This window comes from Streptomyces sp. NPDC003036 (assembly GCF_040611175.1).
Classification (GTDB): Bacteria; Actinomycetota; Actinomycetes; order Streptomycetales; family Streptomycetaceae; genus Streptomyces.
On the sequence record NZ_JBEXNO010000010.1, the window covers coordinates 167,863 to 178,265 of the forward strand.

Here is a 10,403-nt window from a genome sequence, read left to right on the forward strand (position 1 = left end):
ATGATCGAGCTCATCGTCTCCCAGGGCCGGGTGGCCGACCGGAAGCCCCGCATGATCGAGGGCGCCGCCCGCATCGCGCGCGCCGTGGAGGAGCGGTACGGACTCACCGGCCGATGGATCGGCGAGCCCGCTCCGGCCGCGAACGACGACTGGAGCGTCAGCCTTCCGCAGGCCGAGGGGCAGTTGACCGCACTGGGCCGGGCGGTCGGCGAGAGCATCCGCGGCGGCCACCGTACGGTCCTCGTCTCCAACACCTGCCCGGCGAGCATCGGCACGCTGCCGGTCGTGGCCAGGGAGCTCCCGGACGCGGTCGTGCTCTACATCGACGGACACGGCGACTTCAACACACCGGACACGACCGGCACCGGCTACCTGGGCGGGATGGTCCTCGCCGCCGCGTGCGGCCTGTGGGACAGCGGCCACGGCGGCGGGCTGCCCGCCTCGCAGGCGGTGCTGGTCGGCGCGCGGGACATCGACGAGGCCGAGGCGGGGCTCATCGCCCGGGCCGGGGTTCGGGTCATCCCGCCCGGGGAGACGACGGCGGAGAACATCCTGGACGCCATCGGCGACCGCCCCGTCTGGGTGCACATCGACTGGGACGTACTCGAACCGGGCCATGTGCCGGCCGACTACACCGTCCCCGACGGCCTGCTCCCGGAGCAGATCCGGACCGTCTTCGACACGATCCCGGCGGACCGGCTGCTCGGGGTCGAACTGGCCGAGTTCGACGCCTCCTCGGACGAGGCGCAGAACGAACGTGCGGTCGCCGTGATCCTCGACATGATCGCGCCCGTCTTCGAAAACCCCTTCGAGAACGCCCGCGAGAACGCCTTCGCCGGCCGGTAGGCCCGCTTCCTCTCTCCCCACCAGCCCGTCAAGGAGATCCCATGCCCCTCTTCGACAGCATCCTCGACACCGTCGGCCGCACCCCGATCGTCAGACTGAACCGGCTCGGCCCCGCACACGCCACGGTCTACGTGAAGGTGGAGGCGTTCAACCCCGGCGGCTCGGTCAAGGACCGGCTCGCACTCTCCGTGGTCCTCGACGCCGAGGCCAAGGGGCTGCTGAAGCCCGGCGACACGATCGTCGAGTGCACCTCCGGGAACGTCGGCATCGCCCTGGCGATGGTGGCCGCGGCGCGCGGCTACCACTTCGTCGCCGTCATGGGCGACACGTACTCGCAGGAGCGGCGCAAGCTCATCCGGGCGTACGGCGGCAAGGTCATCCTCTTCCCCGGCGAGCTGGGCAGCAGCGGCGGCAACCGCATCGCCGACGAACTGGCCGAGAAGCACGGCTGGTTCCGGGCCAACCAGTTCGACAACCCGGCCAACCCCGCCTACCACCGGGAGACCACGGCGTCGGAGATCCTCGCCGACTTCGCGGGCAAGCGGCTGGACTACTTCGTCACCGGGTTCGGCACCAGCGGCACCCTCACCGGCGTCGGGCAGATGCTGAAGACCGCCCGCCCCGGGGTCCGGGTCGTCGCCGCCGAGCCGGAGAACGCGGCCATCCTGGGCAAGAAGGAGTGGAACGTCCACCGGATCCAGGGCTGGTCCCCCAACTTCGTGCCCAGTGTGCTCGACGACAGAGTCATCGACGAGCTGGTCACCATCGACGAGACGGTGGGCCGTGACACCGCGCGTCGGCTCGCCGCGGAGGAGGGCATCTTCGCCGGCATCTCCGCCGGCGCCACCCTGGCGACCGCGCTGCGCGTCGCGGAGACCGCGCCCGAGGGGTCGGTGCTGCTCGCCATGCTGCCGGACACCGGCGAGCGCTATCTGTCCACGTTCCTCATGGAGGGCGTCAACGAGGGATCGGACGACGAGTGGCTCGCGTCACTGGACTGAAGGGAACTGACGTGAAGAGGGAATTCGTTCCCCCGGCCGCCCGGTTCGCCGCTCTGCCCGATCCGTTCACCCTGCGCTGCGGCGGGACCCTCACCGGTGCGCGCGTGGCGTACGAGACCGTCGGACGGCTGAGGCCCGAACGCGACAACGCCGTCCTCGTCCTCACCGGCCTCTCTCCCGACAGCCATGTCGCCTCCCACCCGGCGGACCCCTCGCCGGGATGGTGGGAGGCCATGGTGGGGCCGGGCAAGCCGGTCGACACGGACCGCTGGTACGTGATCTGCCTGAACGCGCTGGGCAGTTGCAAGGGCTCCACCGGGCCGGCCTCCACCGATCCCGCCACGGGCGAGCCGTACGGCCCCGACTTCCCCGAACTGTCGCTGGAGGACATCGCGGACGCGGCCGCCCACACCGTGCGTGCCCTGGGCATCGAGCGGCTCGCGTGCGTCATCGGCACCTCCATGGGCGGGATGACCGCGCTGTCCCTGCTGGCCCGGCACCCCGGCCTGGCCCGCACCCACCTGAACATCTGCGGGGCGGCGAACTCGCTGCCCTTCGCGACGGCGATCCGCTCGCTGCAACGCGAGGCGATCCGCTTCGACCCGCAGTGGAACGGCGGCCGCTACGACGCGCGCACCTACCCGCACCGCGGCATGCTCACGGCACGCAAGCTGGGCATGGCGACCTACCGTTCGGCCCGGGAGTGGGACAGCCGCTTCGGCCGTGCCCGCATCGCGGCGGAGCGCCGCACGGACGGCGAACGCTTCGGTCCGGAGTTCGAGGTCGAGGCGTACCTCGAATGCCACGCCCGGAAGTTCGCCGGCCGGTTCGACCCCAACAGCTATCTCCACCTCAGCCGCTGCATGGACCGTTTCGACCTCGGAGAGTCCTCCGGCTCCACGACCGCCGAGGCCCTGGCCCGGATACGGCTCGAGAAGGCGCTGGCCATCGGGGTGGAGACCGACATCCTCTTTCCGCTCCGACAGCAGCGGGAGATCGCCGACGGCCTCGGCGCCGGCGGCACGGACGCCGAGTTCCTGGCACTGGATTCCGACGAAGGCCACGACGCCTTCCTCGTCGACATCGACCGCTTCGGCACGCCCGTCGCGAAATTCCTCACCACGCTGTAGCACTACGGAGGTTCGTATGTCCGACCCCTCGACCCGGCTGGCCCTCGTCACCGGCGCCAACCGCGGCATCGGCTTCGAGACGGCACGCCAACTCGCCGCCCGGGGCGTCCACGTGCTCCTCGCCGGACGGGACCGCGAGGCGGTCGCCGTGGCGGTGAAGGAACTGCGCCGGACCGCCCGGGCGGTGGAGCCGCTGGTCCTCGACGTGACCGACGCCGGCAGCATCCGGGCCGCCGCCGACGAGGTCGAGCGGTCGTACGGCCGGCTCGACATCCTCGTCAACAACGCCGCGATCCGTATCGAGGAGTACGGCAGGAAGCCGTCGGAGCAGCCGCTCTCGCTATGGCGCCAGACCTTCGACACCAACTTGTTCGGCGTCGTCGAGGTGACCCGGGCGCTGCTGCCCCTCCTGCGACGGTCCCCGGCGGGACGCATCGTGAACATGTCCAGCCTGCTGGGCTCCGTCGGCACCCACAGCGATCCCGACTCGTACGCCTACAGCGACATGTTCAAGTCCCTCCCCGCCTACAGCGCCTCCAAGAGCGCGGTCAACTCCTGGACCGCGCACCTCGCCTACGAGCTGCGCGACACCCCGATCAAGGTGAACGCCGTGCACCCCGGCTACACCCGGACCGGCCTGAACGACGGCGAGGGAGACCTCGACGTCCCGGACGGCGCGCGGACGGGCGTGGCGATGGCCCTGCTCGGCGACGACGGCCCGACCGGCTCGTACACGCATCGCGGAGAAACCGTCCCCTGGTGATTCCGCCGACCAATGGAGTGATTTCGATGGGCAATCACGTGGCCCTGGCCACCGACACGACCAGCCTTCCGATCGACTACGACATGCCGCTGCTGCTGGAGGCATGCCAGGCCGTCGGACTACGGGCCGAGATATGCAGCTGGGAGGACCCGGACATCGACTGGGGGGTCTTCGACGCCGTGCTGCTGCGGTCCCCTTGGAGTTACGTCGAGCAACTCCCGCGCTTCCTGGAGTGGTGCGAGCGCGTCACCGCCGTGACGCACCTGCTCAACCCGCTTCCCGTGGTGCGCTGGAACCTCGACAAGAGCTACCTGGGCGATCTGGACGCGGCCGGGGTGCCGGTCGTGCCGAGCAGTTTCGTGGCGCCCGAGGCCGACCCGGCCGACGCCCTGCGGGCCTTCCTCGCACGGCACCCCGAGGCCGCGGAGTTCGTGGTGAAGCCGACCGTCGGCGCCTACTCGCGGGACGTGCAGCGATTCTCCCGCGCGCAGGAGCCCGAGGCGGCGCGGCACATCGCCAAGCTGCTCCAGCAGGGCTGCGACGCACTGATCCAGCCCTATCTGGACGCCGTCGACCGCGACGGCGAGACCGACCTGATCTACTTCGACGGCGCGTACAGCCACGCCATCCGCAAGCGGGCGCTGCTCCTGCCGGACGGCACCGTCGACGTCCCCACGCAGGACGCCCGCACCGCGCGGGAGGCCGCCCCGGATGAGCGGGCGGTCGCCTCGGCCGCGCTGGAGGCCGTGGTGGCACGGCTGGAGCTGGGGCAGCCGCTGCTGTACGGCCGCGTCGACCTGATCCGCGACGGCGACGGCAGGCCCGTACTGCTCGAGCTGGAAGTGTGCGAGCCGTCGCTGAGCATGCCCTTCGCGGAAGGCTCCGCGGCCCGGTTCGCGCAGGCCATCGCCGCCCGGCTGGACCACCTCTCCCGCGACCGAAAGAACGGATGACCATGGCAACGCAGCAGACCCCGACCATCTCCGCCCCGCCCGCGGGTTCCTCCGCCCCGGCTGCCGGAGCCGCGGCCCCGCCCCCCGCCTCGGTCGTACCGCGCGGCACCCTCTACGCCGCGCTCGGCGTGCTCAGCTTCTCCTTCAGCTTCCCCGGCACGGCGTGGGCCCTCGACGGCTTCGGTCCGTGGAGCGCCATCGGGGTGCGCGGCGTGCTCGCCGCCGTCATCGCGGCCGCGGCGCTGCTCGTGACGCGGGCGCCGCTGCCGACCCGAGCCGACTGGCCGGCGCTCGCCGTCGTCGCGGGCGGCTGCGCGATCGGCTTCCCGCTGCTCACCACGCTCGCCCTGCAGACCTCGTCCACGGCGAACTCGGCGATCGTCATCGGCGCGCTGCCGATGGCCACCGCGGCGTTCTCCGCGGTCCTCACCCGCCGCCGCCCCTCGAAGGTGTTCTGGGCGGCGGCCCTGACCGGCGGGGCGACCGTCATCGCCTTCACGCTCTCGCAGAGCCACGGCAAGCCGACGGTCGCCGATCTCTACCTCTTCGGCGCCCTCGTCGTCTGCGCCGCCGGGTACGCCTTCGGCGGGCGGCTCTCCGCCCACATGCCGGGATGGCGGGTCATCGCCTGGGGCGTGGTGCTGGCCGCCCCGGTGAACCTCGTCCTGTCCCTGTGGGCACTGCCGCACGAGCCGGTGCACTTCACGGCCAAGGCGCTGGTCGGCATGGCGTACATCGCGGCCGTCTCCCAGTTCGGCGGGTTCGTCGTCTGGTACAAGGGCATGGGGCTCATCGGGGTGGCCCGCGCGAGTCAACTCCAGCTGGCGCAGCCGCTGCTGACCCTCGTGTGGGCCGTGTTGCTGCTGGGCGAGGAGATCGGCGCGGCCGTGCCGCTGACCGCGGCCATCGTGCTCGCCTGCATCGTCGTCACCCAACGGGCCCGGACGTCCTGAGGCGACTACGTCACCGGTCCGGCGGCCCCAGCACCACGAAATCCGTGGCTCTGGGGCCGCCGGACTGCTGCTTTCTCACCCTGCGGACAGCCTTTTCCTCAGATACCGATGGTGCTACGTTTCTTCGCGATCATGCTGCGGGGCCAACCGGAACGGCCTGCGGCCCCGGAGAAGGGGAAGCGAGAGTTGAGTCGTCAGGCAGCCGCACAGCACCTCCGTACCGCCACATCCGCCATCATCGAGGCGTACCGGACGGAGCTGCGGCGGCTCGGCAGCCCGCTGGCGACCCGCGACGACGCCTGGCAGCAGTGCCGGTACCAGGCACAGAACATCGTGGCCGAGTGCGCGCAGTCCCTGGAGACGGGCCGGCCTGCGGAGGTCACCGGGGTGGGGGAGTACTCCCGGCTCCTGGGAGCGCACCGCGTCACCCAGCAGATCCCGGTGTCCGAGTCGGTCCGGGCGGCCGAGGTGCTCTGGCAGGCCATGCAGGAGGCGGCCACGGGGGCGGCGGCCCTCATGCCGGCCGGGGAACGGCACGCGGTCCAGCAGGAGATCAGCACCACGTTCCGTACGGTCACGGGAAGGCGCCTCTACCAGGGAATCCGCGGCTACGAGGAGGCCACACGGCCAACGGCCCCGACCCCGGCCCCGGCTACCGTGCCCGCCCCGGCTTCTGCCGACGGTCCGCCGCGGCCGTCCGGGACGGGCTCCCAGGCGGATCCGGACGCGCAGGCGCTGGAGTCGCTGACGCTGCGGGAGCGGGAGATCCTCGCGGCCGTACGCGAAGGCCTGACGAACCGGCAGATCAGCCGGCGCTTCGAGATCACCGAGGCGACCGTCAAGCGCCATCTGCACAACGCGTACCGCAAGCTCGGCATCAACTCCCGGGTGCAGGCGCTCAACAAGACGTTCGGGGAAAAGAGTTGACCGCGCCGCTGGAGCGGCGCGGTCGGGGTGATCAGGGTGGGCTCGCGGAGGTCGGCGTCCGGTTCACCCGAGGGGCTGCCCCAGGGCCAGGACGGCCAGCATGGCGAGGTTCGCGACGTACTGGGTGACCATGAAGGCCCGGTAGGCGCCGCGCCGTTCCGCGCGGTCGGCGTGTTCACGACGGGCGCCGTGCAGCACCCGGGCGACGACCCACACCGCCCCCAGCGCCACGGGCACCGCGGCCGCCAGGGCGGGCGTCGCCCACAGCAGTGCCAGTGCCGGCGCACCCGCGCCGACGGTGACGGCGCCTGCCACCGCCAGGGCACGCGCGACCGCCGGACCGCGGACGACCGCGACGGTACGGCGGCCGCCGGCCGCGTCACCGCGGACGTCGCCCAGGTCCTTGACCACGGCACCGACCAGCGCCATCCAGGCCGACATCACCCCGGCGACCAGCACGCCCGTCGCGGTCCACTCGCCGCCGGACGCCGCGACCCCCGTGCCGTACGCGGTCGCGCCCAAGCCGAAGACCACCATCGCGCACCGTCCGCTGGAGCACTTGGCCTTTACGGGTTCGGCCGAGTAGGCCCAGCTGAGCGCCAGGAAGCCGGCCGTCCAGAGCACCACCCGGGGCCCGGCCAGCCCCCCGAGGAGGAGGGCGGCGCAGGCCAGGAGCACGGTGCCGTTGGCCGCGGTCCGTGCGGGGAGGTCGCCGCGGGCGATCGGGCGCCGCGAGCCGTTGGCCCGGTCCTCGCGGACGTCGGTGACACCATTGAGCAGATACGCGTAGACCACGGCACACCACAGGGACGCCATGCCGAGCGCGGGCCGCGCCAGCGCGTGCGGCAGCTGCGCCGCGGACGCCATCCCGACCGCGAACCGCAGGAGAAAGGCGACCTGGACGGTCGGACGGGCCTCCTGCACGCAGAGGCGAAGGGTTTCCACGGCTGAGTGCCAACGGAGATCCAGGACTCGAGCCGGCCTGGCGACGATCACTTGCCCACTGAGATTGATCACGGGCGCAACTCTAGGAATCGCCTCACAGGCCCGGCCATACAACCATCGGCGTACAGGGGGTGTACTCCCGACGCGGCCAACGACCGCTCGGTCAGGGCACTTTGTGGCGGCGAGAGGGTGAAGTAGAGAGGGAGGTGGGGGGAGGGTTGCGGGCGGTGATCCGTGGGCGGATCGGCCCCGCGGTCGCGCGTCGAGGTACGGCGCGCGGCGGTGCGGACGGTCGTGTGGGCGTACGTGCGTGAGGGTGCTCGTGCGCGTGAGGGTGTGCGGGTCGTGCCTGCGTCGTACGGGGTGGATCAGGCCTGCGCGGCGGCCAGTTCGGCCGTGATGCGCTCGGTGCGGCCGGCCGACAGGTCCAGGGCGGCGAGCACGGAGGGCACCGTCAGGCTGGGCAGGATGTGGCGCTGCATCGAGATGTAGCGCTCCTCCAGGTCCGCGTAGTCGCTGAGGGTCTGCGACACCACCTGGATGCCGGTGAAGGCGCCCATGATCAGCTCGGCCGCCTCCGCGGTGTTCACGTGGGGCAGCAACTCGCCGTTCTCCTGGGCCTGGTTCAGCAGCCCCAGCAGCATCTCCCGCCACCGCAGGAACGGTCCTCGCCGGTCCAGGGTGTGCGCCTGCTGGTCCATGGAGAGGCGCACCCCGGCCCGGGTGAGCAGGTTGGTCCGCAGCCGGTACGTGAACCAGAGGCCCATGTCGACCAGTTCCTGGAGCTTCAGGGGTTGCGGGGGGACCTGCTCGGGCGGCTCCTGCGCGTCGAACACGCCCAGCGCCAGCTCTTCCTTGGACTGGAAGTGGAAGTAGAGGGCGCCCTTGGTCACGCCGGCCACCTTGAGGATCTCGGTGATGGTGGCCGCCTGGTACCCCTGTCGCTCGAAGACGACCGCCGCCGCCTCCAGGATCGTCTGGCGGGTGCGGATCGCGCGATCCTGCTTGGCCACGCCTGCCTCCTCAGTCATCGATATCGTCCGGTGGCCGCATCCGGTCGGGAACCGGTCACCCTAGAAAAAAAACCGCTCAGTCTGTATCTTATCAGTGCGCGCGCACCACAGACCAGTTTGCCCGCCATGTGCCCCGGGGGGGACCCATGTACTCAGATGCCCTTTTGTCGGGTCTGGCCATAGCCACCCGTCCGCAAAGAAAAACCGGTCAACCGGTTCCCATCGAGCTCGTCCACCGGACCAGACCGGGGGACGCCTTCCCTCACCGATGGACCCGGACGGACGAGAACCGATTCTCGGTCACCGCACGACTGCCCCACGACCACCCGTTCTTCGCGCCCGTCCACGGAGACCGCCACGACCCGCTGCTCCTCATGGAGGCGATGCGGCAGGCCGCCATGCTCGTCTTCCACGCCGGGTACGGCGTCCCGGTCGGCCACCACTTCCTGATGTCCGGCCTGGACTACGCCTGCTACCCCGAGCACATGGCGGTCGGTGGGGAGCCGGCCGACGTGGAGATCGAGACCACCTGCTCCGACCTCGTGTGGCGCGGGGAGACCCTCGCCCGGGGACGGGTCGACTGGCTCGTCCGCCGCGACGGCCTCCTCGTCGCCGCGGGCACCGGCCTGACCCGGTTCATCGGCCCGTCCGTCTACCAGCGGATGCGCGGCGACCACGCCCAGCCCCGCCCCTGGCGCGCCACCACCAGGCCGCTGCCCGCCGCCCAGGCCGGCCGGACCCGCGCGGACGACGTCGTCCTGTCGCCCACGCCCCACCGCAACCTGTGGGAGCTGCGCGTGGACACCGCCCACCGCACCCTCTTCCAGCGGCCCAAGGACCACGTGCCCGGCATGCTCCTGCTGGAGGCCGCCCGCCAGGCCGCCTGCGCCGCCACCTCCGGCGCGCGGTTCGTCCCCACCGCCGGTGTCACCCGCTTCCACCAGTACGCCGAGTTCGACCGGCCCTGCTGGATCAGGGCCTCGGTCCTGCCGGACACCCTCCCGGGCACCCTCGCCGTCCGCGTCACCGGACAGCAGGACGCCCAGAGCGTCTTCACCGCCACCCTGTCCGGCCCCGCGCTCGCGCGCTGACCGCACCGCGGAAGGAGAGCCATGATCCTGGTGACGGGGGCGACGGGTCCGGTCGGCCGAGAGGTCGCCCGTCTCCTGTGCGGGAAACGGCCCCTGCGCCTCCTCGCCCGCGACCCCGGCCGGGTGCGCGTCACGGGGCCCGGCGTCGAGACCGTACGCGCCGACTACGCCGACCGGGCCTCCCTCGACGCCGCCCTGCGCGGCGTGGACGCCGCCCTCCTGGTGACCAACCGCGTCACCGAACCCGACGACGCCCGCTTCGTACGGGCCGCCCGCGACGCCGGCGTACGGCACGTGGTGAAACTGTCCATGCTCGCCGTCACCGAGCCCGCCGCCGACGACCTCATCACCCGCACCCAGTGCCGGAACGAGGACGTCATCCGCGAGTCCGGTCTCGCCTGGACGTTCCTGCGCGCCCGCACCTTCATGTCCAACACGCTGTCCTGGGCACCCGGCATCCGCACCGAGGGAGTCGTCCGCGCCCTGTACGGCACGTCCCGCGTGGCCTGCGTCGACCCGCGCGACATCGCGGCCGTCGCCGTCCGCGCCCTGACCGAACCGGGTCGGCACGAGGGCCGGGCGTACGGCCTGTCCGGACCCGAGGCCATCAGCGCGGCCGATCAGACCGCCCAGCTCGCCCAAATCCTCGGACGGCCCCTGCGGTTCGAGGAGCTCACCCGGAGCGAGGCGTTGAGCTGGTCGATCTGCTCGTCGGTGTTGAGGGCGGTCATCTGGACGCGGAAGCCGACCTGGCTGCGCGGGACGAGCGGATAGGCGGCGA

General features: G+C 71.8%; 11 protein-coding genes. 9 read left to right on the plus strand and 2 right to left on the minus strand.

Features of this window, described 5'->3' with window-relative positions; all coding sequences use genetic code 11:
• The 7 genes from ABZX67_RS10385 (at position 1) to ABZX67_RS10415 (ending at position 6,573) form a co-directional block, all read left to right on the plus strand.
• Positions 1–846, plus strand: coding sequence for an arginase family protein (locus ABZX67_RS10385; RefSeq protein ID WP_355356924.1), 846 nt, complete (start codon positions 1–3; stop codon positions 844–846).
• 41 nt (positions 847–887) lie between these two features.
• Positions 888–1,847: a cysteine synthase A gene (gene cysK, locus ABZX67_RS10390; protein WP_355356926.1), complete on the plus strand. Its 960-nt coding sequence runs from the start codon at positions 888–890 to the stop codon at positions 1,845–1,847.
• An 11-nt stretch (positions 1,848–1,858) separates the two neighbouring features.
• Positions 1,859–2,977 (plus strand): homoserine O-acetyltransferase, encoded by a 1,119-nt coding sequence (locus ABZX67_RS10395; protein WP_355356928.1) that lies wholly within the window; start codon positions 1,859–1,861, stop codon positions 2,975–2,977.
• A gap of 16 nt (positions 2,978–2,993) precedes the next feature.
• Positions 2,994–3,740 (plus strand): SDR family oxidoreductase, encoded by a 747-nt coding sequence (locus ABZX67_RS10400; RefSeq protein WP_355356930.1) that lies wholly within the window; start codon positions 2,994–2,996, stop codon positions 3,738–3,740.
• A 26-nt stretch (positions 3,741–3,766) separates the two neighbouring features.
• Positions 3,767–4,693, plus strand: a complete 927-nt coding sequence (locus ABZX67_RS10405; RefSeq protein ID WP_355356932.1) for a hypothetical protein — start codon at positions 3,767–3,769, stop codon at positions 4,691–4,693.
• 2 nt (positions 4,694–4,695) lie between these two features.
• Positions 4,696–5,646: a DMT family transporter gene (locus tag ABZX67_RS10410; protein ID WP_355356934.1), complete on the plus strand. Its 951-nt coding sequence runs from the start codon at positions 4,696–4,698 to the stop codon at positions 5,644–5,646.
• 186 nt (positions 5,647–5,832) lie between these two features.
• Positions 5,833–6,573 (plus strand): helix-turn-helix transcriptional regulator, encoded by a 741-nt coding sequence (locus ABZX67_RS10415; RefSeq protein ID WP_355356936.1) that lies wholly within the window; start codon positions 5,833–5,835, stop codon positions 6,571–6,573.
• A gap of 63 nt (positions 6,574–6,636) precedes the next feature.
• On the opposite strand, the gene ABZX67_RS10420 is transcribed toward ABZX67_RS10415, so the two are convergent.
• Together ABZX67_RS10420 and ABZX67_RS10425 are read right to left on the minus strand one after the other, a co-directional pair.
• On the minus strand, positions 6,637–7,518 hold the full coding sequence (locus ABZX67_RS10420; RefSeq protein WP_355356938.1) for a UbiA family prenyltransferase: 882 nt from the start codon (positions 7,516–7,518) through the stop codon (positions 6,637–6,639).
• Between the two features lie 368 nt (positions 7,519–7,886).
• Positions 7,887–8,531 carry a ScbR family autoregulator-binding transcription factor gene (locus tag ABZX67_RS10425; RefSeq protein WP_355356940.1) on the minus strand — a complete coding sequence of 215 codons (645 nt, stop codon included), beginning with the start codon at positions 8,529–8,531 and terminating at the stop codon, positions 7,887–7,889.
• A 164-nt stretch (positions 8,532–8,695) separates the two neighbouring features.
• Here ABZX67_RS10425 and ABZX67_RS10430 point away from each other — a divergent pair, with 164 nt between their 5' ends.
• Complete coding sequence (locus ABZX67_RS10430) at positions 8,696–9,622, plus strand: ScbA/BarX family gamma-butyrolactone biosynthesis protein (RefSeq protein ID WP_355356971.1); 927 nt, start codon at positions 8,696–8,698, stop codon at positions 9,620–9,622.
• A 21-nt stretch (positions 9,623–9,643) separates the two neighbouring features.
• Positions 9,644–10,396, plus strand: coding sequence for an NAD(P)H-binding protein (locus ABZX67_RS10435; protein WP_355356942.1), 753 nt, complete (start codon positions 9,644–9,646; stop codon positions 10,394–10,396).
• Positions 10,397–10,403: the final 7 nt, after the last annotated feature.

Coding starts and splice junctions, on each gene's coding strand:
- ABZX67_RS10385 (WP_355356924.1), top strand. CDS start 1: ATGATCGAGCTCATCGTCTCCCAGGGCCGGGTGGCCGACCGGAAGCCC.
- cysK (WP_355356926.1), top strand. CDS start 888: ATGCCCCTCTTCGACAGCATCCTCGACACCGTCGGCCGCACCCCGATC.
- ABZX67_RS10400 (WP_355356930.1), top strand. CDS start 2,994: ATGTCCGACCCCTCGACCCGGCTGGCCCTCGTCACCGGCGCCAACCGC.
- ABZX67_RS10405 (WP_355356932.1), top strand. CDS start 3,767: ATGGGCAATCACGTGGCCCTGGCCACCGACACGACCAGCCTTCCGATC.
- ABZX67_RS10410 (WP_355356934.1), top strand. CDS start 4,696: ATGGCAACGCAGCAGACCCCGACCATCTCCGCCCCGCCCGCGGGTTCC.
- ABZX67_RS10435 (WP_355356942.1), top strand. CDS start 9,644: ATGATCCTGGTGACGGGGGCGACGGGTCCGGTCGGCCGAGAGGTCGCC.